This window comes from Halorubrum xinjiangense, assembly GCF_900102375.1.
Classification (GTDB): domain Archaea; phylum Halobacteriota; class Halobacteria; order Halobacteriales; family Haloferacaceae; genus Halorubrum; species Halorubrum xinjiangense.
Map to the genome: position 1 here is coordinate 57,254 of NZ_FNBO01000006.1, position 24,310 is coordinate 81,563.

Genomic DNA, 24,310 nt, shown 5'->3' on the forward strand with positions numbered 1-24,310 from the left:
GCGGTACGGTTTTTTCGCCTTCGTCACCTCACGCGCCGTCGGCATCGCCCAGCGGCTCCGCACACCACTGACAGAAGTCGACCGCGGGGTCCGTCTCCTTGCCGCACGCCGGACAGCGCACCGTCCCGTCTCCGGCCGTCGTCTCCGCGGAGGCCGCGGTCGTCGTATTCGCGGTCCCGTCGTCAGTCGAGTCCGTGGCGTCCGTCGCGCCCGTCTCGCCGCGTTCCCGCTCGTACGCCCGGTTGTTTCGGAGCGCGACGACGTAGGCGTCGATCACGCTGGCGCCGACGACAGCGGCGGCGGGCGCGACCTCTCGGACCGCCGGCGGGTCGCCGGCGAACGCGCCGGAGATGGCGGACTCGGGGACGAACGCGACCACGGCCGCGGTGACGGCCAGGTACCAGCCGAGCGCGCGGGCCCATCGGCGGAGGTACGCGTGGCCCAGCCCGGAGACGACGAGCGCGAGCAGGGCGGCGAGCCAGGGTCGCCGGCGACTGCGTTCAGTCATGCGCGGCCGTACGACCTCCCGGCCCGAGAAGCTACCCCCTCTCGGAGCGTTTATGTGGCGGACGCGCCGAACTCGGGTATGTTCGGCGTTCCGCTCGGCGAGTTCCTCTCCGGAGTCGCGGTCGCGATGTTCGGCGTCGGGACTTGGGGGATCGGCCTCGGGGTCGCGTACCTCCTGTACCGCCGGTGGCGCGGCGACGGTCCCCGCGACGACGACTGAGCCGGCCCGTCGCGTTCCGGTTCGGCCACGCTTTTCACCTCGCTCGACCGATCCCGGGTATGACAGACTCGGCGCTCGTCGTCGGCGGGACGCGTTTCATCGGTCGACACACGGTCGAGGAACTGCTGACACACGACTACGAGGTCGCGATATTCAACCGGGGGAACCACGAGAACCCCTTCACGGGCGACGACCGCGTGACCCACGTCGAGGGCGATCGCAAAGACGAGACCGCGTTGCGCGCCGCGAAGCTGTCGGTCGACCCGGATATCGTCATCGACTGCGTCGCCTACCAGCCGGCCGACGTGGAGACCGCGACCGAGATATTCGCCGACGTCGACGGCTACGTGTACATCTCGTCGGGCTCCAGCTACGCCGCCGAGGAGATTCCCAAGCGAGAAGGCGAGACGCCGCTGGAGCCGTGTACCGACGCGCAGGCGACCGACGACTCCGGCGCGACGTACGGCAACCGGAAGGCCGAGGGCGATCGCGCGGTGTTCGCGGCCGCCGAGGAGGGCGTCGCGGCGATGGCCGTCCGCCCGTGTATCGTCTACGGCCCGCACGACTACACGGAGCGGCTCGACTACTGGATCGACCGCGTGCTCTCGCACGACCGCGTGGTCGTCCCCGGCGACGGGCAGAACCTCTGGCACCGGGCGTACGTCGAGGACGTCGCGAGCGCGCTGCGGATCGTCGCCGAGCGCGGCGATCCGGGCGCGGCGTACAACGTCGGCGACCGGCGCGCGCTCACCCTGCGAGAGACGCTGGAGACGATCGCCGACGTCGCGGGCGTCGACTGCGAGTTCGTCACGGCGAGCGCGGACGCGCTGGCGGCCGGCGGGCTCGAACCCGACGACTTCACCCTCTACCGCGAGTACCCGCACCTGCTCGACACCTGCGCGCTCGCCGACCTCGGCTGGGAGTCGACGCCGGTCGACGAGGCGATGGAACGGACCGTCGAGGAACACCGCGAGTCGGACCGCGACGGGAGCGAGTGGGACCCCGGCCGCGAGGCCGAGGAACGCGTCATCGGCGTGAAAGAGACCCTTTAAATACAACAGTCGCGGCGGCGGGGTCGAACGACGTCAGTAGGCCGCGTCCCACCGCGTCGGTTTCCGGCGGTTCCCGCAGTCGCGACACTCCATCCGGTCCATGGTGTCGATCGCGATGTCCGTTCCCTCGCAGTTGCCACAGAGGTAGCCGTAGCGTCGCCCGTGGTCCGGGTCGGCGTACGCGACGTAGAACGGGGCCTGCGAGCCGCGGTCGCTCTCGTCGAACGCGACGTGGACTGCCTCGCCCTCCTCGGTCTCGTAGATCGCCTCGGAGATACCCGTGAGCCGGCCGACCTGCTTCCGGTACTCCCGCTCCGCGAACGTCTGGCCGCCGATGTCGACGTCGCGCTCGCCGGCGAGCTCGTACCCCTCGCGCTCGTAGAACGCCGTGCCCGCCTCGTTGTCGGCGAGCACGCGCGCCTCGATGCGGTCGACGTCGGCCGACCGGAGCGCGGACTCGACGCGTTCGAGGAGGGCGGAGCCGATGCCCGACTCCCGGTGGTCCGGGTGGACGTGGAGCCAGTCGATCTCGCCGACGCGCTCGCGGCGGCCGACGACGTAGCTCTCCGCGAAGCCGACGACGACGCCGTCGACGACGGCGACCGGGAACACCGCGTCGTCGTCGTCGACGTCGTCGCCGAGGTCGCCGGCGTCGTACCACTCCTCGACGGCCTCGTCCAACAGCTCCTCGTCGACGGCGTGTCCGTACGACGCCACGAGCGATTCGCGGGCGACCGACCGGACCGCGTCGACGTCTTCGGCGGTTGCGGCACGTAGGTCCATGTGGGCAGATATCACTCCGACTACTAAAAACTCGGTCGGGATTTCCACCGCGCGCAACGGGCGTCGGCTCCGGGTTCGTCTCCGTCCTCACACCGTCCACGTCTCCCGGGTGTAACACATCTCCCAGAACGCGTGTTCGAGGCGGGCACTCCGGAGGAACGCCGCCCGCATGGCGTCGCGCTCGCCCGGGTACGCCTCCCCGTACCGGTCCACGAGGTCGCGCATCCACGCGACCGTCTCGCGGAACGCGTCGCTCGTGTACTTCTCGATGAACGGGGTGTACCGGTGGTCCGCCGTCGCGAGCGCCGCCATGTGGTCGGCGACGTCGAGGTAGCCCTGTCCGCAGGGGTAGACGGCGGCCGCGATCTCCGCGACGGAGCCCTCGTGGGCCGTCCGGACGAGGAAGTCGGTGTACGCGGCGCAGGTCGGCGCCTTCTCGACGGCCTCCAGGTCCGCGGGCGAGAGCCCGTAGTCGGCGGCGAACGACCGGTGGAGGTCCATCTCGTCGGCGAGCGTGCCGTGCGCGGTTCCGATGAGCCGCCGCGTCGTCTCCTCGTCGTCGGCCTTCGTCCCCGCGACCGCGAAGACGCGCGCGTAATCGAGCAGGTACCGGTAGTCCTGTTTCACCCAGTGACGGAACGCCGCCTCGTCGAGGGTGCCGTCCGCGAGTTCGACGACGAACGGGTGCTCCTTCTGTGCGTCCCATACCTCCGATCCGGCTTCGAGGAGACGGTCGCTGAATCCCATCTCGTCTGCCGCTCGTTCCGCGCCCGGATATAACTAACTAATATCACCTAGTAATACACCGGTGGCGAGCCGGCGGCCCAGGGACGAACGTCAAACAGGAGGAAGCGGGGTCGCAGTGGCGGTGGCGCGCCGCGGAAAAGCGGCCGGAGAAACGCGGGTCGCTACGAGATGGAGTACGTCGCGGCCGCCATCAGCAGCATGGTGAGCGCGAGCGCGAGCCCCATCAGGTAGGTCAAAGAGCGGTTCTCCCACCGGAGGTGCTGGAAGTACGCGACGATGAGCAGGGTCTTGACCGTCGCGATCACCAGCGTGCCGCCGAGCGCCTGCGCGTACGTGAACTCGACGATGGTCGACTCGAAGAGGAGGAAGTTCAGCGTCGCCGCTGCGAGAAGGGCGACGTATATCGCCGTATACAGCTTTACGGAGTCGTGCGCCATCTTACCTCCCACTTCGTCCCGGCGCTTAAAGAATTAACCATCCGGAACCCCCCGTCGTCAACACCGAACGGACCGGAAGCGGGGTTCGGATCCCGAAACGCATATCCGCGCGACGGCCGCAGTCGCTTTCAGTCGCAGCACGCGACGGGTACCTTCCGTGACTCCGCTCGAACCGACGGACGACCTGCTCGAATCGCTGTACGTCGTCAACAAGGTCGCCAAGCAGTTCGCCGACGAGGCCACCGCTGCCTACGAGCGCGGCGACGTCACCGAGAGCAACGTGCGTTCGGCGCGGAAGGACGCCCTCTACCGGCTCAAGACCGCCGTCCTCTCGCGGGTCGTCGCGTACGACGCCGACGGCGTCACCGGCGAGTACCACGCCATCAACGGCGACGTCTGGCTGTTCCTCACGGTCGGCGACTGGCACTTCCACCAGCCGCCGCACGCGATCGGCGGCGAGCTCACCGACGCGATCGCGATCTCGAACTCGCGGGCGAACCCGATCGACGCCCCCTACGAACGCGATTCCGCCGTGAAGCGCTCGGACCGCACGCTCGAGGAGGCGCTGTCGCGGCTCGCCGAGATCGGCGCCAACGCTAACGACCACCTCGCGCGGCCGACGGTCACCAGCGAACACGACCGGATCGTCGACGTCCGGTGGTCGTTCCTCTCGTCGGTACCCCGAGACTGAGACGGCCGCGCCGAGGGCGAACCCAACGCCGACGAGCGCGACGACGCCGGCCGTGGAGAGGGGTTGTCCGTCGTAGATGGTAAACTCCGGAACCGCGAGTGGTGCCGGCGCGAGCGCGAGAGCTGCTCCCAGCGGGATGAGCAACAGGGCGGCCAACGCGAGGAGATACCGGCGACCGCCCGACGCTATCGGCGCAGTCAGCCGGACCTTCCGCCACCAGCCCAGCCAGGCGACCAAGCCGACGACGAGTGCGACGAACAGCCAGCTGACGACGACACGGATACCGATGACGGAGAGACCGGGCGCCAGCGTCTCGACCGTGGGCCTGGCGAGCACGCCGAACGCCAGCATCGCCGCGAGAACACCGACGTACAACTGCCCCGGGCACGATTGGAAATACCTCGGTTTTATCTCCCGATCACGCTCCGAGCGCGGCGAGCAGCGCCAAGCTGAAACTGATCGCGTTGATCAGGCTGTGAATTACGATGACCACGACGAGGTTTCGCGTGCGCTCGTAGATCGCACCGAGGACGACCGATCCGGCGGCGATGCTCAGGAGGGCGAAGAAAACGCCCAGCGAGAGGAGATCCGATCCGCCGATCCAGTAGCTCGGAACGTGTCCCAGCGCGAAGCCGACGGAAACGATGGCGATGGCCGCTACCGGCCCCATTTGTTCGCGGAGTCGGCCCTGAACGATCCCCCGGTAGAAGTACTCCTCGATGGGGCCGATGATGAACAGCGCGCCAACGATCGCTAGGCCGTAGATTAAAACCGGCCGTTCAGCGGCCGCAGCGGCACTGAAGTTGGTTGGTGGTACTACATTGAGTACCTGCATCCCGACGCCGATCAGGATCGCGGCGACGAACGAGATGGCGATACCCGCGACGACCCAGCCGCCCTCGCGCAACGTCGGGAGCCGTCGCGGCACGTGGACGGTAACCGGTCGGAGGCGGTGGTACGCAACGCCGATCAGGCCGATCGCTATCGTCGCGAGGAGACCTCCGCCGACAAACGTGACCGCGAGGTCTCCACCGTACCCGAACTGCGCCTGTACGAGCTTGAAGCCCTCAACGATCGCTAACGGGGGAATAGCTGCGGCAAACAGTAGCCCGAGAGCGACGAGAATCGCCCGTCGGGGGCTATCGATACCGCGGGACTGTGCGTCTGCCTGACTGTGGATAGTAGTGGACATGAGGAACGCAGCGAAGAGACGCGACGCTTCTGTTTCGCTTGCTTCTGACTATGTGAGTATCAGTAGTGAAGCGGTACGCCGTACCAGTCCGTGTCTTAAATACGTCAATCGTGATCTGGAACTCACGACGGTGCGACCAGACCGCGGAATCGTGTCGCTTCGACTCGTACTTTTGAAACTATCCGAGATTACCGCGCGTTTCAGAGAAGTCACGCCTCGCTTTTCCGGTAGTGAATCGCTCAGTACAGGGGATGTGGTCAGCAGCGAACATCAAGCCGAGCCAGTTTGCCAACCGATGAACTTCTCGAATCCATACGTGAATCCAAGGAAGATAACGGCGAACACGAACCAACGAAATACGTCGAACGTGCCCGTGAAGGCGAGGACGTTGAAAATGTACGACAACGACGCCCCGACAAACGCGGCCACGTAGAGGTTGCGCCGGAGATTCATAGAGAACACTCAACCGAATTCGCGTTAACTCTTTTCACAGTCAAGCTTAACCCCTCTCTCAGATCAATCCCGTCTCACAACGCCGAAAGCATCAATTACAACCGGCTTCAGCCGGAGGGGGATGTCAATCTACGCTAATCGGCGGGTCACGGAACCGGGACGCCATCTGGGCAGCGCGAATACGAGAGTGAAAGCAGGCCGATCCGATCAGAGGTCTGCGGCGGCGAAGCTGCGGTAGCCGAGCGCCAGCGGAACGACGAGCCAGAGCACAAGCACGGCGACGCTGGCCCATCCCGTGAGGTAGAACGGAACCGGGCCGTCCAGCATTCCGCCGAGGGTCAGGGCTGCCGCGGTACCGTCACCGAGGAACCATCCGAGGGCGTTCTGGTAGGCGGCCGACGGCGTGACGACGTTGAGGAACGCGTACCAGCCCGGTACCGTCTCGAGTCCGCCGAAAGAGAACCCGTTCACGACGAACATGACCGCCGGAGCCAGGAGATCGCCGAGGAACTCGAGCAGGATGAACACGCCGACCCCGAACGCCATCGCCCGCCCGCCGCTCCCGGTCGTCGCGGAGACGGCGACCATGATCCCCACGTACACGAGGGCAAACAGGAGCGTAACCGCGGCGAAGATCGCGTAGTCGACCGGCGAGAACGTCGGGAACAGCGCGACGATCACCGCCAGCGTGACGGCGAGTCCGACGAGGATGGCGACCGCGAGCACCGCGGTGCGCCCGATGAGCTTCCCGAGAACCACGTCGGCGCGGCTGTGGGGAAAGCCCAACAGGAGCTTGCTGGAGCCGCGGTCGCGTTCGCCGGCGATCGCTCCCGCACCGATGACGATCGCCGCGACCGAGACGAAAAGCGTCATCACGGCCAGCAGGAGCGTCAGGTAGCCGAGGGTGCTCAGTTCGCCGATGTCCTGGCTGAGTTCCGGGACTGTAGCGTAGAGGACCGCCAGCCCTGCCGAGAGGAGGACGAACGCGGCGGTAACGGCCCAGAGGGCCTTCGAGAGCCGCGCGTCCCGGAAATCCTTCCGAGCGACGACGGCCCAGCTCATGCGCGCACCTCCTCGCCGTCGGCCGAGGGAGTCACGAGCCCGCTATCCCCCTCGCCTTCGCTGTTCGTAGCCGGGTATTCGTCCGTCGTGTAGGCCGCGAACATCTCTTCGAGGGAGGTCTCCTCGACGTCGAAGTCGACGACGGTCCCGCCGGCCGCCTCGACGGCGCGTATGACCGCCGACTTCGCGTCCGACGCGCACGACACGGTCAGGCGACGCTCACCGTCGGCGCGGACGCCGGTCACGTCCGGAAGGGTAGCGACCGCGCCGACCATGTCGTCGGTCACCGACTCGACCGTGAGGACCAGTCGAGCGTCGGTCCCCAGGGCGTCCCGAAGCGCGTCGATGGTGTCGACGGCGACCAGTTCCCCGTTTCGGAGGATTCCGACGCGGTCGCAGACCGCCTCGACCTGCTCGAGGATATGCGACGAGAAGAACACCGTCGCCCCGCGGTCGCGCTCCGCGCGGATGATGTCGCGCATCTCGCGTGCTCCGTTCGGATCGAGCCCGGTCGACGGCTCGTCGAGGATCAGCAGCTCCGGCGAGCCGGCGAGCGCCATCGCGAGGACGAGGCGCTGTCTCATCCCCTTCGAGAAGCCACCGGCCTTTCGGTCGGCCGCGTCGGCGATTCCGACGCGCTCCAGCAGCTCGATGGGATCGTCGTCACTGCTTTTCGAGGCGATCGCGAATTCGAGGTGCTGTCGGGCCGTCAGCCGATCGTAGAGGTGATAGCCGTCCGGGAGTACCCCGACCGCCTGTCGCACCGCCAGCGAATCCGTCTGTGCGTCGTACCCCAAAACGGTCGCCGTCCCTGCCGAGGGACGGACGAAGTCGAGGAGGATGTCGATCGTCGTCGACTTCCCGGCGCCGTTGGGGCCGAGGAAGCCGAAGATCTCTCCCTCGCGGACTGTCAAGGAGACGCCGTCGAGCGCGGTGACGTCGCCGTACCGCTTGTTCAGTCCGACGAGCTCGATCGCGATTCCGTCAGAACGCTTGCCGCGTTGTTCATCAAGCTGACTCATACAGCGCTCAATACGGGAAGCGGCCGCAAGATTGTGCTCGCCGTACCTATCCGCCTTTTATATACTCCGTGCCTTCACCAACGCAGATGGCGGCCGTCGACCGATTATTTAATTACCGGATGGGTACGGCACCAATCATCAGCCGATCCTCGTCGTATACTCGGGTGAGATGAGTACTCGAGCCCACCTATCGGATCCACAGTCCGTGAGCCGCCGCGCGTTCCTCGGTACCGGAGCCGTTGTAGCCGTCGGATCGCTGTCCGGCTGTCTCGCTCGCGGCCCGTTCCTGCGGGACGAGGTGACAGAGGCCGTTACAGCTACGTTCGCGCCGGCCGATGTTCAGGAGATACGGGTCGTCAACGCCATCGGTGACGCCACCGTGCGAGCGGTGAACACCGACGAGATAGGGGTTCGCGTTCTCAAGCGATCGGTCGCCGGAGCTCGGGGCCTCGAAGACATCACCGTTCAGATCGGGGTCGAGGGCGACGTTCTCACCGTCGAAACGACTCTCGACGACGACGCGACGTGGTTCACCCGCTCCTCGCCGGGGACGGACGTATCGATTACTGTCCCACAGGGCACGGCCGGACCGATCGTCTCCTCGATCTCCTCTCGGCTCGGCAACGTCGCCCTGTTCGACACTCGCGGCGACACGGTCGCTCGAACGAATCTGGGGGACGTGACGGCCGCGCGCGCCGACGGCTACCTCACCCTCGAGTCGGAACTCGGAACGATCCTCGCCGACGACGTAGCGGGATTGGACCGCGTCCGAACCGAACTCGGCCAGATCAAAGTCGATCTCGCGGGCCTCCGAACGGACGTCGAGATCGGTACCCAGATGGGTGACGTCGTCGTCGGCATCGCCGAGACGCTGGACCTCGACGTGGTAGCCGAGTCCAACGCCGGCGTCGACTCCGACCTCCCGCTCACCGGAGTTCAGTCCGGGGGCGGGCGGGTTTCCGGCCGGCTCAACGCCGGCGGCTCCCGCGTCCACGTCTTCAGCGACGTGGGCGACGTCTCCCTGCGAACGATTCGAGGCGAATAGGGTCGGTTGGGTCTGTTGAAATCCTCAATCGCTGATAGCTTGGAGAAACTGTGCTGAATACAGGGCGCGAATGTGGTACGAACCGAGACAGATCTACGGGAGGGAGCGATCGATCAATACAGGGTAATCAGCCACCATTAGCGACATGCTCTGGATAATCGGAAGCGACATCCATGTCTGTGATTTCGAAGCGAGCGCCCTCTTCGAAACTTTCTGTAATCAATAGGTTGCCACCATGGGCAGTAACTATTGATTGTACGATCGGGAGTCCTAATCCGCCAGTTCCACGGGTAGAGAAATCTGCCCCAGTTACTTTCTCACGTATGTTTTGTGGAATCCCACTTCCATTATCTTCAATATAGAACCCAGTTCCAAGCGGACCGACAGTCACTGTGCAGTCGTTGCCGGCGTGTTCTATCGCATTCCGAAAGAGGTTCTCGAATAATTGTAACAAGAGCCTCCGATCTCCAAGTATCTGTTTCGAGCTTATGACGGAGAGCGTGGCGTCGGTTGTTGCAACTGATTTCCATCCCTCACGGGCTATTTCCTTCAATTCAAGTGATTCTACTTCTGTGAGCGCATCAGTCTTCGTGAACTCTAACGTTGCTTCCATGATCTCTGTAATTCGTTGTGCTGCTCGTCTTATTTTGTTGAGTTCATCGACATCACCCAAATCAGCAGCAAGCATTTCGGTGTATCCATCAATAACATTCAGCGGGTTGCGAATGTCGTGAGTCAGAACTTCAAATAAAGAATGGAGTTGTTCTGCTCGGGCATTTGATTGCATTTCAGCCAACTTTCGGTCAGTGATATTATGATGACTCACAAGAACATGCTGTTCTCCGTTATGTTCGAATTCTGCGGCATACATTATGAACCATCGTTGTTCGGTTGGAGAATGGCACGGATATTCAACGCGAAACGATTCCGTGTTCCCATCTAACAGTGTCCGTAACCCTTCAAGAACATCGCCTGCGGCTCCTCCTTCCCCCGCCTGTTCAGTCACTTCCAAATAGTTGTCACCGACCCAGTACTCCGGGTCACGCCCATAGTTCTCGTCAGCAAACCTCTCCCAAGCCTCATTTACCAGGACAATCGTCCCCTCCGAATCCAAGATAGCTAATTCTGCGGGTAGAGCGTTAAGCCCCGATACTGGTAGTCCAATTGAGATATCATTCACAGAATGTCTCCTTGAGAACAATTACGTCCCGGAGCATTGATAACCATGCTGCTAAATTCATATTCAGACCACCCCTGAAATTCTTTGAAACATGTTTAGATACATTCTATCGGCTGATTCAGGATTCATCTGAGAAAATGACGCGGGTCTCGTGATGACTGTATCCTCCGTATCTCCCACGCCGATATTGTCAGCGACAGGAGATTTCAACAGAACCGGCCGTTTAATTCTTGAAGCCGTCACCGGTGGCTCGTATCTATTGCTGACCGGGCTACGACTCGATTCTCCAGGTCTGAAACCTCACTCAGTTACCGAAGGTACTGTCTCGATCGACGGGCGTCGCCGCACGTAGCGTGTCACCGATGAGCGTGTGCTGGGCCCGGCGTAGACGGTCGGAGAGCGACTGCGGCGTGATACCCAACTCCTCGGCCACGGCCGCCATCGACGTCTCTCGCGGAAGATCGAAGTATCCCATCTGCCAGGCCGTCGTGAGTGCGTCCTGTTGTTTTGGGGTGAGCCCGAATCTGCTACCGGTCTTGGCGTCGGTCATCTCGTGGAGCCGTACCAGGTCGAACGAGAACCCGTGGTCACGGAGGTACCGGGTGAACTCGCCGATCTGCGCCTGACCGTCGAATCGGATTCGGAGGTCCCACCCGCTGGCGTCTCCCCTGGCTTTGAGGATTGACGTTCCCTCGCTCGTGTACTCTTGGGCGAGGGATTCGACGTGGTCCCCCCACGTCGCGCGGTACATCGTTCGCGTCTCGGCGTCTTGGATCCGCCGGAGGGTGTCGATCGAGTCGTCCGCACTGGCGGCGGTTTCGAAGGCCGCGTTCGATACCCCCGAGACGACGAAATACGGGGTCAGGGACTCCATGTCCGAGGCGACGAGACGGTCGATCTCGACGACCGTCGTCGGTTCAGCATCGAACGTCTCGGAGAGAGCGAGGGCGCTTGGAGGCACGCGGAACTCCCCAAATATGCTCATAGAGTAACAACTCTAAACGGGACAGAATAACTGTTCGGGAACCAGTGTCGGGCCATTCGAGCCGAGGCGGTCGCCACGGGACGAGCGACTTAGTCCCGTCGGCCTGCTCGACGGTGAACGAGGACGCCGAGGGCTGCCCAGGCGACTCCGAACGGCACGAGGAGGTTGTTGGGCCGTAGCAACGGCGTTCGAAGCACCGCCGGCAGCACGTCGACGGGGAGGAGCATCCCCACTGGAAGCACGGCTGCGGATACGAGAAGCACAGCCGTGATCGCCGGGCGATCGGGCCCCCTCCACAGGGCGATTCCGAGCAGGCCGGCGCCGACGACCACGAGGCTATGGCCCCCATATGCAGCAATGAGAACCAGGGTGTTCTCTCCGGTTGCGGGGACCGCTTGGAAGCCGGCCGACACCAACACAGCGACGGCCCGAACGTACAGCCCTGCGATCAGAACCATCCCGGAAGTTGCCACACCGAGGCCGACTCGGCCAATTCGCCCGTACCGGTCGCCGAGTGTAGCTGGCACTCCAACCGCCCCACCGATTATCAGCGTCCAACCCAGGAGCCTGAAGACGTCGAACACGGTCGCGTCGTACGGTCTAGTACCGAACACGACGGGCTCCAGCAGCGATGCGGCAGTCCAGCAGAATGCTCCAATGACCGCACCGATACCGAACCACGCGATAGTCGAGGGGTGTACCCGGCTACCGCTCGCCAGCCTATGGGCCATCAATACCCTGCCCGGCGGTCACGGATCTACTCTGTTCGGAGTCGAATTCGGAGGTGTATACCCCCAGGCTACGAGTTCAAGCCTTGAATCTCCGCATGCGGACGCCGTTTGAAGGTGAGGATTGGGCATTGATACGACCTACTATATATGCGGTCGAACGTCAACACCTTTTCGCCGTACCCATTCGCGGGTGATGTGTAGTCTGGTATAATCAGCCGCTCAGTGGAGCTGCGACCCTACCACTGGTGAGCGCCAATCCTGACGATCGACCCACAGCGAACGCATTCGGAGACGACCAGCGGGTCAGAGAGAGAATGCGTTACGAGGACATCGGTGACGCCGGTTGGGCCACCACACCTCTTACATACCGTTTGTCTGTTTTCTATCATGTTATCTCTATTCCTCGGTCAAAGGCTACGTCACAGACGAGATTAACGTATTCCACACCTGATCGTCTGATATAGTATCTCTACTGGAGTATCTGTACGCCCGAGAACAGTCGCACGCCCGTGTGAGATATCGCTCTCTGTTACGATGTCGACAAAGCCGTGCTAACATACGTTCATATCATCTTATGCTCTTGTCGAGGGTCCTGTTCTCATGGATCCGAGAACCGTTCTTCGTCTCGAGGGAATTGCCCTGTTCGGTGTTGCGACCGCGGCGTACTTTACGCTCGGGGCGCCGGTGTGGCTATTCGTGGTACTCGCGCTCGCCCCGGACCTCTCGATGCTCGGCTATCTCGCGGGGGCCCGTGTCGGGAGCCGCCTCTACAATGCGTTCCACACCTACGTTGCTCCGGTCTCACTCGGGGCAGTCGGCTTTGTCACGGGACTGACGCCGGTCGTGTGGGTTTCGCTCATCTGGGCGGCCCACATCGGGATGGACCGTGCGTTCGGCTACGGGTTGAAATACCCGACTGGATTCAAGCACAGCCATTTGGCCCACGAGGACAACCACGCCGCGGCAGTCGCCGAACCCGTCACGGACCGCGTTGAACACGTCTCCGCCAGGAACGACTAGGGGCCCGATCTCAGGGACCCGTACCGTTAGTGGGCGTCCGTGGAATGTCCGGTGATACTCAATCTAAGGGGGTGTTTGCTATCAGTTCTCACTACGAAGTCATGCTCTCGACTCGCGTATCCGTAGTATGACTCGACAGTCGTATTCACGGAGTGAACTTCGAACTGAGAGGAGTCCAAACCACGATTCAGGCGGCCCTGGGCGGCGGAAATTCCTCGCCGGAACAGCGGCAGTCGTAACGCTCGCTCTGGCCGGGTGTCAGGGATTGAGTCCGATTCGGTCCGAACCGAGCTTCGGAGCACAGCGTGAACTGACCCAGATGGATGGTCGGGAACGCCACCTCGTGTTCGGGGACGAAGCGGATCCCGATGTGTCTTTCATGCTTCGTCAGGACGTACCCCTCCCTGCCACCCCCGAATCTGGTCCTGAGTGGATCCCGTTCAGCGTTGTGGTCCACCACCGGAAGGGACTGGTTACGGATCACCTGAGCCTGCGTCTCCGCGCACCCCCCGTCGATAGGAGCGTTTTCGACGCGAACATCTACCTCCGCTCGCCGACAACCGGGGACACCCCGACATTCACCCTCGATAGAGATCCCACCGGCTGGACGGTTATCGAGGCCGAGGACCTCGGTAAGCCGTCCGCAGGGCGTTCAAGCGCCCCTGGCGAAGCGAACATCCACCTCGGTTTCATCCTCAATCCACTATCCAGCCACCCCGCCGAGGAACTTACCGTCGATTTTGAGGCGGAGTTGAGCGAGCCCAGTCCTGTTGGTCGAGACTCCCGAACTGCAACGGGTCGCATGACATTCCCGCTTGTCCGAGGCTGAGACGCCTCTCTCAAGCGGCGTGACCGTGAGACACAGACTGTCAAAGCCGCGTTTCTCGTCGACACCGCGCAGGGTGCGGTTATCGACGTTCGTCGTGGTTCGAAGTGGCCCAACGAGACGAATCTCGGCCCGCAGGTCGCCTGCGTTCCGCAAGGCGACCTGCGGACCCTTGGCGCCGACGAGGGCTACGACCATATGAGTTTCTGCGAGAAACTTCGCGCAGGAGGCGTTCGACCGCTGATCGAGCACCGCCATCTTCGCGCCGTACGATCGCGCGCAAAACGCCCGGACCAACCATGATCTCTACAACCAGCGATCGGTGTGTGATACCGTGAACTCGGTGATCAAGCGCTCGGACGGCGGCGCCGTCCGAGGGTAAGCATGGTATTGTCAGTTCTGTTAGATTATGCTCGCCGCCGCAGTCTACGACGTCAAACAGGCCGTTAAACAGTGAGTCCAGTCGCCGTCTGCGAATTCAACAGAGCCGTCTCAACGTATAAGGCACGGATGGATACGGCGGGAGCTATGTGTCCGTACAGATCGTATCCACCCTATGTCCTCAGCAATAATTGACGAGGAGACAGTCGTACAGAACCGTGAGGAGCAGGCGCAGCCGCTGAGCAGAACGCTCGACGTGGCCATCTCGTCGTTCCTCGTGCTCGTTGGAGGGATTTTCGGAGCTGCCGGATACCTCCTCGCCGGGTTCGCGGACGTCGACCGAGTCGCGTCTTGGGTAGCTTCCGGACGGATCACGTCGACCGAGATGAGCGACCTGGAACTGATCGACGCGGTCTACGCCCTCATTTGGGGAAGCGGAGTCAGCTTGACACTAACCGGCGTGATGCTGGTCGTGGCCGGTATCGCGTTCTTCGGGTTCCAGACCCGCGCGCGACGCCGCTTCGACGCGACCGGGATCGTCTCGCCGAGCACGACCGGAAACGCCATCCTCGGGGCGATGGTCACGATCGTCGCGTCGTTCGTGCCGTTCTCTCCCGTCATCGGTGGCGGGGTCTCCGGCTACCTCAACCGTGGATCCGATAGCAGTGCCGTCCGAACCGGCGGCTTGGCCGGCCTGTTCGCCACCGTCCCGGTCGTCACCGTGTTCGCGGTCGTCATCTGGAGTCTCCTCGGGAGCGCCACGGGGCTGACGGCGATCATCGTCGCTACCCTGGCAGTCTCGCTGATGATCTCTGTGTCGTACATGGTCGGCCTGAGCGTCCTCGGCGCCTACCTGGGCACCCACCCGTCGTTCGTCGACGCGTTCAGTGACGCCGAGTAGACGAGCCGTCAGTCTCGAGTGGCAACCACCCGCGTCTCATCGACGCGCGAACTCGTGACAATTTTCCTTCGGAGACTATTGTGAAGCCCGCAGCCGGCGACCGCCTTCCGAGGTAGCGATACGCACACGACCCTCTCGACGGCTGGTGTCGGGGTGTCGGACTCCTCAATCTCGTTCGTCACGAGTAGTTGTGGGTTCGCTCACCGGTGAAGCCGTGCGCTCCGTGTATCCGTGAACGCGGAGTTGCGGGCGAAAAAACCGTGTTCGGACCGACCGTCGAGAGCCGCTTACGCCTCGACGACTTCGATCGCGCCGAGCATCCCGTTCGCCTGATGAGGCGTACACTGGTACAGCTGAATTCCGGTGTTGTCGAAGGACTGCTCAAAGGTGGCCCCCTCCTCGGAGACGGAGTCACCGCTGTTGAAGTCGGACTCGGACCCCTCGACCGAGGCCACGTTGTGCGCGCCGCCGTTCCCGGTCCACTCCCAGACGACGGTTGTGCTGGAGTCGATGCGGATCGCCGCCGGCGAGAAGGCGAACCCGACGTCGCCGGCGCCGACCTCGACGGTGACCTCGTCCTGTCCGGTGAGGTCCATGATCGTTCCCTCGTACATGCGGGCGTCCGAGAGGTACTCGTCGATCTCGCTGGGCACGTCGTCGACGGCGCTCCCGCCGTCGCCGCCGTCGGATCCGTCGCCACCGTCGCCGCCGCCGGAACAGCCGGCGAGCGTGCCGATGGTCAGCGCGGCGCCGGTTCCGGCGAGATACCGCCGTCTGGACAGTTTATCAGACATCAGCTCATGTAGGGGCCGAGGCCTTACAAACCCCGTGATAGCTTTCGGTTCGCAGGAACGTTCCGCGCCGCTATGTGGCGGGTCGACGGTCCCCCCGCCCCGACACCGAGAGCGGGGTTTATCGCCTTCCGCGACGTCGCGGAACGCATGCGCGAAGACGCGCTGGCGACCCGACTCGTCGAACACTACGAGGCGACGGCCGAGTCGCCGGCGATCCGGCTCGAAGAGCCGTACGACGCCGACGGTCGGGAGGGAGTCGTCGACCTGTTCGTCCGGACGCGGACGCCCGAGGCGGTCGACCGCGTGATCGAGCTCAAGGCGGACGCCGCGGTTCGCCGCGCCACCGGCGCGAACGAGGTCCTCCGGCAGTACCGCCGCATGGAGCGGTACTTCCACGCCGACGAGCGCCACGCGCTCCGCCCCAAACTCGGTCGCACCGAGCCGGGCGCCCGCTACCTGCTGTGTTTCGCGCCGACGCCGACCTGCGTCCACCACGTCGCGACGAACCGCACGCTGTACGGCTCCGTCGACCCGGATGCGCGGGCGGGCGACGTGCCTGCGGTCCGCACCATCGCGTTCCTGACGGGCCTCGACGGCGACTCCGCCGGCCTCGGGCTGGTCTCCGTCAACGGCGAGGCGAAATTCGGGTCCGAGCCGTTCCGGCGGGCGGTCCCCGACGGCTCGCGGCTCGCGGAGAGTCTGTGCGCGGTCGACGACGACCTGATCGAGTTCCCCTGAGACGGAGTCGTCCGATCGGTCGCCGGACGGTTGAGGCGTCGAACGCGACCGGTTAGAGGCCGAGCTCGCGACCGATGACGACGTGTTGGATCTCGCTCGTCCCCTCGCCGATCTCCATCAGCTTCGCGTCGCGGTAGAAGCGCTGCGGCGCGAAGTCGGTGGTGTAGCCGTAGCCGCCGAGCGTCTGGACCGCCTCCTCGGCAACCTCGCGGGCCGCCTCGCTGGCGTCGAGCTTGGCGAGCGCCGACTCGCGGGTGACAGACTCGCCGGCGTCGTACTTCGTCGCCGCTCGGTGCGTGAGGAGCCGGGCGCGCTCGATCTGGCGGTGCATGTGGACCACCTTGTCGCGGACCGCGTCGAACTTCGCGATCGGCTTGCCGAACTGCTCGCGCTCGCCCGCGTACCCCTTCGCGGCCTCGTAGGCGCCCTGCGCGAGCCCGACCGAGAGCGCGGCGATGGAGATCCGGCCGCCGTCGAGCGTCTTCATCGTCTGTTTCCACCCCTCGCCCTCCTCGCCGAGCAGCCGGTCCTCCGGGATCCGCACCTCGTCGAGGGCGATCTCGCAGGTGGGCGAGCTGTTGAGCCCCATCTTCTCCCAGACGGTCGTCACCTCGAACCCGTCGTCCGCGTCGGGGTCGACGATGAACGTCGAGATGCCGTCGTAGCCGGCCTCGGGGTCCGTCACCGCCTTCACGAGGATCGAGTTGGCGACGTTCGCGTTCGTGATGAACTGCTTTGTGCCGTTGAGCACGTACTCTCCCGCGTCGGCGTCGTACTCGGCCGTCGTGTCCATGTCGGAGGCGTCGGAGCCGCTGCCGGGCTCCGTGAGCGCCCACGCGCCGAGCCCCTCGCCCTCCGCGAGCGGGCGGAGCCACTTCTCTTTCTGTTCGTCCGTGCCGAACAGCTCGATCGGCTTCGCGCCCAGCGAGGTATGCGCGGCGTACGAGAGCCCGATCCCCCCGGAGACGCGCCCGAGCTCCTCCGTGACCAAGGCGTACATCAGCTGGTCGCCGCCGAGGCCGCCGTACTCCTCGGAGACCGGGACGCCCATCATGTCCAGGTCTGCGAGCGACTCGAACACCTCCTCGGGGAAGCGATGTTCGTCCTCGATCTCCTGAGCGACGGGCGCTATCTCCTCCTCGCAGAACTCCCGGACGGTGTCGCGTATCATCCGGTGTTCGGCGGGTACCTCGAAGTCCATGGGCAAGAATTGCGACCCGCGGGCATAAACGATGCGAACGACCGTGAACAACCGCGTCCTTTTCCCGAACGGGGGCCCACGCGGCGCGTATGGCCCTCCGCCCTCAGCAGGTAGTCCTCGCGGTCGCCCTCGTCGCGGCCGTCGCGCTCGGCGCGGTCGCGATAGCCGACGTCGCCGGCGCCGACGGGATCGCCGGTATCGGCGCCGAATCGGAACCGCCGCGGCTGTCGGTGGAGTCCGTCGAGCGGCTCGACGTCGGCTGCGCCGACGACGTGGCGACGTACGCGTCGAGCCGGACCGGCGGCGGCTCCGTCGACCGGGTCGGGTTCGTCGAGACCGGCGACGCGGCGGCGAACCTCTCCGTCGCCACCGAGCGGACCTCGCCGCGCGGCGCCCGCCTGAGCGCGTTCCGCGTGTACATCGACTCGGCCGCCGCCGACGAACGCGCCGACTCGGACCCGACGGCGAACGGGAGCGACGACTGTCGCGTCGGGATCCAGTATCGGGTGCGCCTCTCGTACGAGCCGCGCTCGTCCGGACCGCTCTCGTTCGGCGACGAGGGGACGCGCGTCCTCTGGCTGGAGAACGGCGAGTACGTGGGCTGTTCCGGGGTTGCCGAGGGATCGCTCGAGACCGAGTGCGCCCGCTTCCTCGACGGCGGCGGCCCGGAGCGCACGTGGGCGAACGGAACCGCGTGACTCCGCCCCGTCGGGGGCGCGGGACCCGGCCGCTTCGGCGACCGCGCCTCCACCCGCGAGCCGACGACTTATGAGGCGTCGCCGCGTTCCGCCGCTATGGAGTTCCGGGAGCTCGTCCGCGGTCGCGTCGACTGGCCCGACGTCGAGCGGGTCGCGCGCGAGCTGGCGGCCCGGTACGACCGCGACGAGGTCCGCGTGCGGTTCCTCGACGCGGACAACTGGCTGTCGACCCCGATGGTCGTCGACGACGACCTCTTCGTGAAGGTGATCACCCGCCAGAACACGATCGTCCACGCGCTGTTCACGACGGGGCGAAACCTCGGCGCGTTCTCGGCCGGCACGGAGGGGTTCTTCGAGCGTCACGAGACGCCCTACGAGATGGCGCGCCATGAGCTTGAGGCGACCCGGCGGGTCCGGGAACTCGGCGTCAACGCGCCCGAACCGGTCGAGGCGTTCGAGGTCGGCGACCTCGGCGTCCTCGTGTTGGAGTACCTCCCCGAGTTCCGCACCCTCGGCGAGCTCGACGCCGAGGCGGTCGCCGGGCTCGCGCCCGATCTGTTCGCGACGCTGCGAACGGTCCACGACGCCGGGCTTGCGCACGGCGACCTCCGCGCCGAGAACGTCCTCGTCGCGGACGGCGAGCTCTACGTCATCGACGCGACCCGCGTGAGCGACGACGGCCGCGAGGCGGCGCGCGCCTACGACCTCGCGAGCGCGCTCGCGGCGTTAGAGCCGCTGATCGGCGCGGCCGACGCGATCGAGGCCGCGCTGACGAGCTACTCGGCCGACGAGCTCCTCGCGGCGCGTAGATTCCTCGACTTCGTCGCGATCCGGCCGGACCACGACTTCGCCGCCGCGGAGCTGATAGGCGAGCTGGAAAAGCGGACCACGTAGCTGCTCGACGTCGCGGTCGGCCCGCTCACTCCGCGGTCGGCCCACTCACTCCGTGGTCGACCCGCTCACTCCGCGGTCGGACCCGCCGATTCGGCGACGGAGTCCGCACGCTCGCGGCTGACGATCCAAATGCCGACGGCCATCAGTGCGCCGCCGACGAGGAAGCCCGAGCCGAGCGCCTCCCCGAGCAGCGCCGCACCGAGCGCCGCCCCGACGACGGGCTGGGCGAAGAAGAACACGGCGACGGTCCCGGCCGAGACGTACGCTAACCCCTTGTACCAGAGGAACCAGGCCGCTGCCGTCGACGCGAGTCCGAGGTACAACACGGCGCCCACCGACTCGACGGTGAGCGGGAGCGCGGCGGGCGATACGCCGAGATACCACAGTTCGCCGACGGCGAGTGTCCCCAACAGCGGAACGCTCGCCAATGAGGAGTACGTGGCCGCGCGGAGCGCCCCGTGGCGCCTGACTGCGCGGAGTCCCCAGACGGTGTAGCCGGCCCACGCCGCGCTCCCGACGAGCAGCAGCGCCACGCCGAGGAGGTTGCCGGCGGCGATCGACGCGAGTTCGTACTGCCCGGCGAGGACGACCGCGGTGCCGACGCCAGCGACCGTCATCCCGCCGGCTTTCGCTGCCGTGACGCGCTCGTCGAGGACGAGCGCGCCGAGCGCGACGGTGAACACGGGCGTCAACACCGTCAACAGTGATCCCTGGCTGGCGCTCGTCAACTCGGTGCCGACGAACTGCGTGGCGACCGTCAGCGTCACCCAGCCCCCGAGCGCCGCGAACGTCGGCCACTCGGCGCGCGTCGGCGGCGCCCCGCCGCGGCCGACGACGACGAGCCAGAGGACCGTGGCGCCGAGCGCGACGCGGAGGAACCCGAGGGTTACCGGCGGGATCAGCGCGAACCCCCACTTACTGACGACGTACATCCCGCCCCACAGCGCCGCGGCTGCGAGCGGGGCGAGCGCGAAGGCGTAGCGTTCGAGCGCGGCTGTCATGGGGTGGAGCGGGACTGCGCTGCGGTCGGCGTGCGCCGACGAAGGGGGTCGAAACCGAGGGCGGCCGCCTCAGCCGCCGAGGTACAGCTGCGAGACCTCTTCGTCGTTCAGCAGCTCCTCGGGCGTCCCCTCGAACCTGACGGTCCCCTGATCGAGGACGTAGCCGCGGTCGGAGATGCCGAGCCCCTTCGTCACGTTCTGCTCGACCATGAGGATCGCCGTGTCCATGTCGTTGACCGCTTTGACGTCCTCGAACACGTCGTCGGCGGTGTTCGGCGCGAGCCCGGCGGACGGCTCGTCGATGAGGAGCACGTCGGGCTCCATCACGAGCGCGCGGGCGAACGCCAGCACCTGGCGCTGGCCGCCGGAGAGCGTCTTCGCCTTCGCGCTCCGCTTCCGCTCGATGATCGGGAACCGGTCGTACAGCGTCTCGATCACCTCCTCGAGGCCGCCGTCGCGGGCGACGCCGCCCATCCGGAGGTTCTCGTCGATCGTCAGCGAGCCGAACACGTTGTCGGTCTGCGGGACGTAGCCGATCCCCTCGCGGACGATCTCTTCCGGGGCCATCCCGCCGATGTCGCGGCCGTGGTACGCGACGGTTCCCGTCCACGGAGTCAACATCCCGAAGGCGGTCTTGAGGACCGTCGACTTCCCGGCCCCGTTCGGGCCGACGAGACAGACGATCTCGCCCGGGTCCAGCCGGACCGAGCAGTCGTCGAGCACCTGTACCTCGCCGTACCCGCTGTCGACGCCAGACAGCGAGAGCACGGGATCCGTTCCGCCGTGAGGCCCGTCCGCGGCCCCGGTCGTGTCGTCTGTCATGCCGTCGCTCATGTTCCGCCTCCGAGGTACGCGTCGATGACGCGGTCGTCGTTGCGGACTCCCTCCGGGGTCCCCTCAGTGAGGACGTGCCCCTGGTCCAAGACGACGATCGGGTCGGCCAGGTCCATCACGAACTCCATGTCGTGTTCGATGAGCAGGAACGTCGTCCCCTGCTCGTTGAGCCGCCGGATCTGGTCTTTCAGCTTCTTCGCCAGCGTCGGGTTCACGCCCGCGACCGGCTCGTCGAGCAGCAGCACCTCAGGCTCCGCGAGCATCGCGCGAGCGAGCTCGACGAGCTTCATCTGCCCGCCGGAGATGTCGGTCGCGGGCTGGGTCGCGAGGTGGTCGATCTCGAACTCCTCCAGTATCCGCTCCGCCTCGGCGAGGTTCGCCGACTCGCTCTCCGAGACCGACCCGGGCGAGGCGAACAGCGTGAGGAACGACTCGCCGGGCTGTTTCCGCGGGCCGACTAACATCGCCTCGCGGACGGTCATCCCCTCAAGCTTGCGCGGCGTCTGGAACGTCCGGATGAGCCCGTGGTCAGCGACCTGGTACGGCTCCATGCCAGTGACGTCGGTCCCGTTCACCTCGACTGTCCCCCCGTCCGGCTCGTAGAAGCCGGAGATGAGGTTGAAAAGCGTGGACTTGCCGGCGCCGTTCGGGCCGATGAGCCCGGTGATCGTGCCGCGCTCGACGCCGAACGTCGCGTGGTCGGTCGCCGCGAGCCCGCCGAACGACTTCTGGAGGTCGTCGACGCGCAGGACCGGGTCCTGCTTGGGCAGCGCGCCCTCACTCATCGCCGCCACCTCCCTTGCGCTCGCGGACGCCGCTGTCGGGCGTCTCGGGCGTCGCCCGACCGTCGACCGCACTCGGCCAGATCAGCTCCCGCTGCGGCGGGAGGACCCCCTGCGGCCGGTAGCGCATCACGGCGACGATCACGACCCCGATCAACAGCAGCCGCATCGGCGCGGGGTCTATCGGGAGCGCCACGTCGTTCAGGAAGCGCGTCCCCTCGCGGATCGTGACGATCACGATGCCGCCGAACAGCGCCCCGCGGTTGGATCCGCTGCCGCCCAGTATCACCGCGACCCACGCGTAGAACGTCGTGATCGGGTCCAGATCGCCCGGCCCGACGTAGAGGTTCAGGTGGGTGTAGAAGACGCCCGCCAGCGCCATGATCAGGCTCCCGAGGATGAACGACTGCATCTTGAACGAGTAGGTGTTCTTCCCGAGCGCCCGCGCGAGGTCCTCGTCGGACCGGATCGTGCGCAGCACGCGTCCCCACGGCGACTGGTGCGCGCGCCGGAGGACGAAGAACGTCACGCCGGCGAACGCGAGCACGAGCAGGACGTTCAGCAGCGACTGCCAGAACGACGTCCCGAGGATGATCGGCGACCCGGGGATCACCACCAGCCGGAGCCCGGGCATCGCCTCCGGGAACGTCGAGAGCACGGGCCACCCCTGGAAGAAGCCCGGGATGCCGCGCACCCCGGCGCTGCCGTTCGTGAGCCAGCGCTCGTTGAGGACGACCAGCCGGACGACCTCCGCGAGCCCGAGCGACGCGATCGCGAGGTAGTCGGTCCGGAGCCGGAGCGTCGGAATCCCGATGAGCAGCGCCAGCACGAGCGCGACGACGAGCGCGACGACGAGCCCGACGAGCGGGTTGAACCCCCCCGCGATCGGCGAGCTGCTCGCGGTCATCAGCGCGGACCCGTACGCGCCGATCCCGAAGAACGCGGCGACGCTGAAGTTGATCAGTCCGGTGAACCCCCACTGGGCGTTCAGCCCGAACGACAGCAGCGCGTACATCCCCGCCAGCCCGACGAGGAACAGGAAGTACGTCGGCCCGAGCGCGCCCGTGAGCATCGCGACGAGGAGGAACAGCGCGAACGCGACGCTGACGCCGAGAACCCACCCTTCCGGTCGAGTCAGGTCGGCGAACGTAGCCCTCGGGTCGTCGAGGAGGCTCATGTCGCCCCCTCACCGGCGATCCCGTTGGGGCGAACCAACAGCACCACGACCATGATCACGAACGCGATCGCGTTCGCGTACTCGATGGTGATCAGATTCTCGAGCAGGGTCGCGAGCCACCCCGGCCCGATCGGTAACGCCTCGACGACGTTGGAGAAGAACGGCGTTAACTGGGTTATCATGCCGATAAGGAAGCCGCCCGCCATCGCGCCGTAGACGGAGCCGATCCCGCCGAGGATCACCGCGGCGAAGATCACTAACAGGAGGTTAAACCCCATCCGCGGCGAGAGCTGGTTGAACAGGCCGAGGAACACGCCGCCCGCGCCGGCGAGCCCGGCGCCGATGACCCACGTCCACAGCTTGACTCGCTTCGTTCGGATACCGCTGACCCGCGCGAGGTCGGGGTTGTCCGCCATGGCTCGCATCTTCCGACCGAGGTCGGTGTACTGGAGCAGGACGTGGAGCCCGACGACGAGCACCACCGCGGAGGCGACGATCGCGACGTCGTGAAGCGTCACCCGGACGCCGTATGGGACGAGCGACTCGATCGGGCGGAGCTGCTGGACGTCGAACCGCGTGAAGTCGGAGCCGAACCCGATCTGGATCAGCGCGCGGTAGATGAACGCGATCCCGATTGACGTGATCAACAGCCCGATGGAATCGATGTCGAGCGGTTCGTAGATCAGCTTCTCGGTCGCGACGGCGACGACCGCCGCGACGCCGATGCCGACGACGAGCGCGACGAAGAAGCCGAACGGGAGCCCCAACACCGCCCCGCCGAGCCCGCCGACGGCGCCGAAGGTCACGAGCGCGGTGTACGCGCCGATCGTCATCGTGTCGCCGTGCGCGAAGTTCGCGAAGTCGGCGATGCTGTACACGAGCGACAGCCCGATGCTGCCGAGGACGATGATGCTACTGAAGACGAGCCCGTTCGCCATGTATCCGAGGACGGTCAT

At 65.6% G+C, this 24,310-nt stretch carries 27 protein-coding genes and 1 pseudogene; 10 read left to right on the plus strand and 18 right to left on the minus strand.

Annotated features, from left to right (window positions below; all coding sequences use genetic code 11):
- Positions 1-28: 28 nt before the first annotated feature.
- Positions 29-508 (minus strand): DUF7575 domain-containing protein, encoded by a 480-nt coding sequence (locus tag F3H13_RS08540; RefSeq protein WP_149798616.1) that lies wholly within the window; start codon positions 506-508, stop codon positions 29-31.
- 78 nt (positions 509-586) lie between these two features.
- Here F3H13_RS08540 and F3H13_RS16205 point away from each other — a divergent pair, with 78 nt between their 5' ends.
- Together F3H13_RS16205 and F3H13_RS08545 are read left to right on the plus strand one after the other, a co-directional pair.
- Positions 587-727 (plus strand): hypothetical protein, encoded by a 141-nt coding sequence (locus F3H13_RS16205; protein WP_188128035.1) that lies wholly within the window; start codon positions 587-589, stop codon positions 725-727.
- Between the two features lie 59 nt (positions 728-786).
- Complete coding sequence (locus F3H13_RS08545) at positions 787-1,779, plus strand: NAD-dependent epimerase/dehydratase family protein (protein WP_149798617.1); 993 nt, start codon at positions 787-789, stop codon at positions 1,777-1,779.
- Positions 1,780-1,812: 33 nt separating this feature from the next.
- Here F3H13_RS08545 and F3H13_RS08550 read toward each other — a convergent pair whose 3' ends face one another.
- From F3H13_RS08550 to F3H13_RS08560, 3 genes are all read right to left on the minus strand, one after another.
- The gene (locus F3H13_RS08550; protein WP_149798618.1) at positions 1,813-2,562 is read right to left on the minus strand and encodes a GNAT family N-acetyltransferase; all 750 of its coding nucleotides are present in this window, start codon (positions 2,560-2,562) and stop codon (positions 1,813-1,815) included.
- An 87-nt stretch (positions 2,563-2,649) separates the two neighbouring features.
- Positions 2,650-3,309 carry a thiaminase II gene (gene tenA / locus F3H13_RS08555; RefSeq protein WP_149798619.1) on the minus strand — a complete coding sequence of 220 codons (660 nt, stop codon included), beginning with the start codon at positions 3,307-3,309 and terminating at the stop codon, positions 2,650-2,652.
- Between the two features lie 161 nt (positions 3,310-3,470).
- Positions 3,471-3,746 (minus strand): cytochrome C oxidase subunit IV family protein, encoded by a 276-nt coding sequence (locus F3H13_RS08560; protein WP_149798620.1) that lies wholly within the window; start codon positions 3,744-3,746, stop codon positions 3,471-3,473.
- A 157-nt stretch (positions 3,747-3,903) separates the two neighbouring features.
- Between F3H13_RS08560 and F3H13_RS08565 the strand changes: the two genes are divergently transcribed.
- Positions 3,904-4,437 carry a hypothetical protein gene (locus tag F3H13_RS08565; protein ID WP_149798621.1) on the plus strand — a complete coding sequence of 178 codons (534 nt, stop codon included), beginning with the start codon at positions 3,904-3,906 and terminating at the stop codon, positions 4,435-4,437.
- Between the two features lie 418 nt (positions 4,438-4,855).
- Here the strand turns inward: F3H13_RS08565 and F3H13_RS08570 are convergent, their stop codons facing one another.
- The 4 genes from F3H13_RS08570 to F3H13_RS08585 all read right to left on the minus strand — a co-directional run bounded on the left by F3H13_RS08570 (position 4,856) and on the right by F3H13_RS08585 (position 8,166).
- Entirely contained in the window at positions 4,856-5,629 is a 774-nt protein-coding gene (locus F3H13_RS08570) for a CPBP family intramembrane glutamic endopeptidase (protein ID WP_149798622.1), read from the minus strand.
- A gap of 270 nt (positions 5,630-5,899) precedes the next feature.
- The gene (locus tag F3H13_RS08575) at positions 5,900-6,082 is read right to left on the minus strand and encodes a hypothetical protein (RefSeq protein WP_149798623.1); all 183 of its coding nucleotides are present in this window, start codon (positions 6,080-6,082) and stop codon (positions 5,900-5,902) included.
- A gap of 207 nt (positions 6,083-6,289) precedes the next feature.
- Positions 6,290-7,144 (minus strand): ABC transporter permease subunit, encoded by an 855-nt coding sequence (locus tag F3H13_RS08580; RefSeq protein WP_149798624.1) that lies wholly within the window; start codon positions 7,142-7,144, stop codon positions 6,290-6,292.
- Positions 7,141-8,166, minus strand: a complete 1,026-nt coding sequence (locus F3H13_RS08585) for an ABC transporter ATP-binding protein (protein WP_149798625.1) — start codon at positions 8,164-8,166, stop codon at positions 7,141-7,143. The genes F3H13_RS08580 and F3H13_RS08585 overlap by 4 nt, the downstream gene beginning before the upstream one ends.
- Before the next feature lie 298 nt (positions 8,167-8,464).
- Here F3H13_RS08585 and F3H13_RS08590 point away from each other — a divergent pair, with 298 nt between their 5' ends.
- Positions 8,465-9,211, plus strand: coding sequence for a DUF4097 family beta strand repeat-containing protein (locus tag F3H13_RS08590; RefSeq protein ID WP_149798626.1), 747 nt, complete (start codon positions 8,465-8,467; stop codon positions 9,209-9,211).
- A 127-nt stretch (positions 9,212-9,338) separates the two neighbouring features.
- Here F3H13_RS08590 and F3H13_RS08595 read toward each other — a convergent pair whose 3' ends face one another.
- From F3H13_RS08595 to F3H13_RS08605, 3 genes are all read right to left on the minus strand, one after another.
- Positions 9,339-10,391 (minus strand): ATP-binding protein, encoded by a 1,053-nt coding sequence (locus F3H13_RS08595; protein ID WP_223174398.1) that lies wholly within the window; start codon positions 10,389-10,391, stop codon positions 9,339-9,341.
- A gap of 304 nt (positions 10,392-10,695) precedes the next feature.
- Positions 10,696-11,376, minus strand: coding sequence for a helix-turn-helix domain-containing protein (locus F3H13_RS08600; protein ID WP_149798627.1), 681 nt, complete (start codon positions 11,374-11,376; stop codon positions 10,696-10,698).
- A gap of 89 nt (positions 11,377-11,465) precedes the next feature.
- Complete coding sequence (locus tag F3H13_RS08605) at positions 11,466-12,107, minus strand: hypothetical protein (RefSeq protein ID WP_149798628.1); 642 nt, start codon at positions 12,105-12,107, stop codon at positions 11,466-11,468.
- Between the two features lie 600 nt (positions 12,108-12,707).
- Between F3H13_RS08605 and F3H13_RS08610 the strand changes: the two genes are divergently transcribed.
- The 3 genes and pseudogenes from F3H13_RS08610 to F3H13_RS08620 all read left to right on the plus strand — a co-directional run bounded on the left by F3H13_RS08610 (position 12,708) and on the right by F3H13_RS08620 (position 15,235).
- The gene (locus tag F3H13_RS08610; RefSeq protein WP_149798629.1) at positions 12,708-13,127 is read left to right on the plus strand and encodes a DUF4260 domain-containing protein; all 420 of its coding nucleotides are present in this window, start codon (positions 12,708-12,710) and stop codon (positions 13,125-13,127) included.
- An 838-nt stretch (positions 13,128-13,965) separates the two neighbouring features.
- Positions 13,966-14,359 (plus strand): annotated as a pseudogene (locus tag F3H13_RS16355) (transposase); the annotation flags it as partial.
- Positions 14,360-14,509: 150 nt separating this feature from the next.
- Positions 14,510-15,235 carry a DUF5518 domain-containing protein gene (locus F3H13_RS08620; RefSeq protein WP_149798630.1) on the plus strand — a complete coding sequence of 242 codons (726 nt, stop codon included), beginning with the start codon at positions 14,510-14,512 and terminating at the stop codon, positions 15,233-15,235.
- Positions 15,236-15,522: 287 nt separating this feature from the next.
- Here the strand turns inward: F3H13_RS08620 and F3H13_RS08625 are convergent, their stop codons facing one another.
- Complete coding sequence (locus tag F3H13_RS08625; RefSeq protein WP_149798631.1) at positions 15,523-16,029, minus strand: halocyanin domain-containing protein; 507 nt, start codon at positions 16,027-16,029, stop codon at positions 15,523-15,525.
- A 147-nt stretch (positions 16,030-16,176) separates the two neighbouring features.
- Here F3H13_RS08625 and F3H13_RS08630 point away from each other — a divergent pair, with 147 nt between their 5' ends.
- Positions 16,177-16,767, plus strand: coding sequence for a hypothetical protein (locus F3H13_RS08630; protein ID WP_149798632.1), 591 nt, complete (start codon positions 16,177-16,179; stop codon positions 16,765-16,767).
- A 52-nt stretch (positions 16,768-16,819) separates the two neighbouring features.
- On the opposite strand, the gene F3H13_RS08635 is transcribed toward F3H13_RS08630, so the two are convergent.
- Positions 16,820-17,968, minus strand: coding sequence for an acyl-CoA dehydrogenase family protein (locus tag F3H13_RS08635; RefSeq protein ID WP_149798633.1), 1,149 nt, complete (start codon positions 17,966-17,968; stop codon positions 16,820-16,822).
- Between the two features lie 89 nt (positions 17,969-18,057).
- Here F3H13_RS08635 and F3H13_RS08640 point away from each other — a divergent pair, with 89 nt between their 5' ends.
- Complete coding sequence (locus tag F3H13_RS08640) at positions 18,058-18,666, plus strand: hypothetical protein (RefSeq protein ID WP_149798634.1); 609 nt, start codon at positions 18,058-18,060, stop codon at positions 18,664-18,666.
- A gap of 96 nt (positions 18,667-18,762) precedes the next feature.
- Positions 18,763-19,560 (plus strand): RIO1 family regulatory kinase/ATPase domain-containing protein, encoded by a 798-nt coding sequence (locus F3H13_RS08645; RefSeq protein WP_149798635.1) that lies wholly within the window; start codon positions 18,763-18,765, stop codon positions 19,558-19,560.
- A gap of 65 nt (positions 19,561-19,625) precedes the next feature.
- On the opposite strand, the gene F3H13_RS08650 is transcribed toward F3H13_RS08645, so the two are convergent.
- From F3H13_RS08650 to F3H13_RS08670, 5 genes are all read right to left on the minus strand, one after another.
- The gene (locus F3H13_RS08650) at positions 19,626-20,561 is read right to left on the minus strand and encodes a DMT family transporter (RefSeq protein WP_149798636.1); all 936 of its coding nucleotides are present in this window, start codon (positions 20,559-20,561) and stop codon (positions 19,626-19,628) included.
- Positions 20,562-20,630: 69 nt separating this feature from the next.
- A complete protein-coding gene (locus F3H13_RS08655; protein ID WP_188128037.1) occupies positions 20,631-21,395 on the minus strand; it encodes an ABC transporter ATP-binding protein in 765 nt (254 codons plus the stop codon).
- Positions 21,392-22,180: an ABC transporter ATP-binding protein gene (locus F3H13_RS08660; protein ID WP_149798637.1), complete on the minus strand. Its 789-nt coding sequence runs from the start codon at positions 22,178-22,180 to the stop codon at positions 21,392-21,394. Before F3H13_RS08660 ends, F3H13_RS08655 begins: the two co-directional genes overlap by 4 nt.
- Positions 22,173-23,354, minus strand: a complete 1,182-nt coding sequence (locus F3H13_RS08665; RefSeq protein ID WP_149798638.1) for a branched-chain amino acid ABC transporter permease — start codon at positions 23,352-23,354, stop codon at positions 22,173-22,175. Before F3H13_RS08665 ends, F3H13_RS08660 begins: the two co-directional genes overlap by 8 nt.
- On the minus strand, positions 23,351-24,310 hold the full coding sequence (locus F3H13_RS08670) for a branched-chain amino acid ABC transporter permease (RefSeq protein ID WP_149798639.1): 960 nt from the start codon (positions 24,308-24,310) through the stop codon (positions 23,351-23,353). Before F3H13_RS08670 ends, F3H13_RS08665 begins: the two co-directional genes overlap by 4 nt.

What these genes read in the sequence shown, in the direction of transcription:
- F3H13_RS08600 (WP_149798627.1), bottom strand. Translation starts at nt 11,376, where the DNA reads ATGAGCATATTTGGGGAGTTCCGCGTGCCTCCAAGCGCCCTCGCTCTC.
- F3H13_RS08650 (WP_149798636.1), bottom strand. Translation starts at nt 20,561, where the DNA reads ATGACAGCCGCGCTCGAACGCTACGCCTTCGCGCTCGCCCCGCTCGCA.
- F3H13_RS08550 (WP_149798618.1), bottom strand. Translation starts at nt 2,562, where the DNA reads ATGGACCTACGTGCCGCAACCGCCGAAGACGTCGACGCGGTCCGGTCG.
- F3H13_RS08665 (WP_149798638.1), bottom strand. Translation starts at nt 23,354, where the DNA reads ATGAGCCTCCTCGACGACCCGAGGGCTACGTTCGCCGACCTGACTCGA.
- F3H13_RS08575 (WP_149798623.1), bottom strand. Translation starts at nt 6,082, where the DNA reads ATGAATCTCCGGCGCAACCTCTACGTGGCCGCGTTTGTCGGGGCGTCG.
- F3H13_RS08660 (WP_149798637.1), bottom strand. Translation starts at nt 22,180, where the DNA reads ATGAGTGAGGGCGCGCTGCCCAAGCAGGACCCGGTCCTGCGCGTCGAC.
- F3H13_RS16205 (WP_188128035.1), top strand. Translation starts at nt 587, where the DNA reads ATGTTCGGCGTTCCGCTCGGCGAGTTCCTCTCCGGAGTCGCGGTCGCG.
- F3H13_RS08610 (WP_149798629.1), top strand. Translation starts at nt 12,708, where the DNA reads ATGGATCCGAGAACCGTTCTTCGTCTCGAGGGAATTGCCCTGTTCGGT.
- F3H13_RS08655 (WP_188128037.1), bottom strand. Translation starts at nt 21,395, where the DNA reads ATGAGCGACGGCATGACAGACGACACGACCGGGGCCGCGGACGGGCCT.
- F3H13_RS08560 (WP_149798620.1), bottom strand. Translation starts at nt 3,746, where the DNA reads ATGGCGCACGACTCCGTAAAGCTGTATACGGCGATATACGTCGCCCTT.
- F3H13_RS08545 (WP_149798617.1), top strand. Translation starts at nt 787, where the DNA reads ATGACAGACTCGGCGCTCGTCGTCGGCGGGACGCGTTTCATCGGTCGA.
- F3H13_RS08620 (WP_149798630.1), top strand. Translation starts at nt 14,510, where the DNA reads ATGTCCTCAGCAATAATTGACGAGGAGACAGTCGTACAGAACCGTGAG.
- F3H13_RS08670 (WP_149798639.1), bottom strand. Translation starts at nt 24,310, where the DNA reads ATGACCGTCCTCGGATACATGGCGAACGGGCTCGTCTTCAGTAGCATC.
- F3H13_RS08645 (WP_149798635.1), top strand. Translation starts at nt 18,763, where the DNA reads ATGGAGTTCCGGGAGCTCGTCCGCGGTCGCGTCGACTGGCCCGACGTC.
- tenA (WP_149798619.1), bottom strand. Translation starts at nt 3,309, where the DNA reads ATGGGATTCAGCGACCGTCTCCTCGAAGCCGGATCGGAGGTATGGGAC.
- F3H13_RS08580 (WP_149798624.1), bottom strand. Translation starts at nt 7,144, where the DNA reads ATGAGCTGGGCCGTCGTCGCTCGGAAGGATTTCCGGGACGCGCGGCTC.
- F3H13_RS08540 (WP_149798616.1), bottom strand. Translation starts at nt 508, where the DNA reads ATGACTGAACGCAGTCGCCGGCGACCCTGGCTCGCCGCCCTGCTCGCG.
- F3H13_RS08605 (WP_149798628.1), bottom strand. Translation starts at nt 12,107, where the DNA reads ATGGCCCATAGGCTGGCGAGCGGTAGCCGGGTACACCCCTCGACTATC.
- F3H13_RS08640 (WP_149798634.1), top strand. Translation starts at nt 18,058, where the DNA reads ATGGCCCTCCGCCCTCAGCAGGTAGTCCTCGCGGTCGCCCTCGTCGCG.
- F3H13_RS08625 (WP_149798631.1), bottom strand. Translation starts at nt 16,029, where the DNA reads ATGTCTGATAAACTGTCCAGACGGCGGTATCTCGCCGGAACCGGCGCC.
- F3H13_RS08585 (WP_149798625.1), bottom strand. Translation starts at nt 8,166, where the DNA reads ATGAGTCAGCTTGATGAACAACGCGGCAAGCGTTCTGACGGAATCGCG.
- F3H13_RS08630 (WP_149798632.1), top strand. Translation starts at nt 16,177, where the DNA reads ATGCGCGAAGACGCGCTGGCGACCCGACTCGTCGAACACTACGAGGCG.
- F3H13_RS08570 (WP_149798622.1), bottom strand. Translation starts at nt 5,629, where the DNA reads ATGTCCACTACTATCCACAGTCAGGCAGACGCACAGTCCCGCGGTATC.
- F3H13_RS08635 (WP_149798633.1), bottom strand. Translation starts at nt 17,968, where the DNA reads ATGGACTTCGAGGTACCCGCCGAACACCGGATGATACGCGACACCGTC.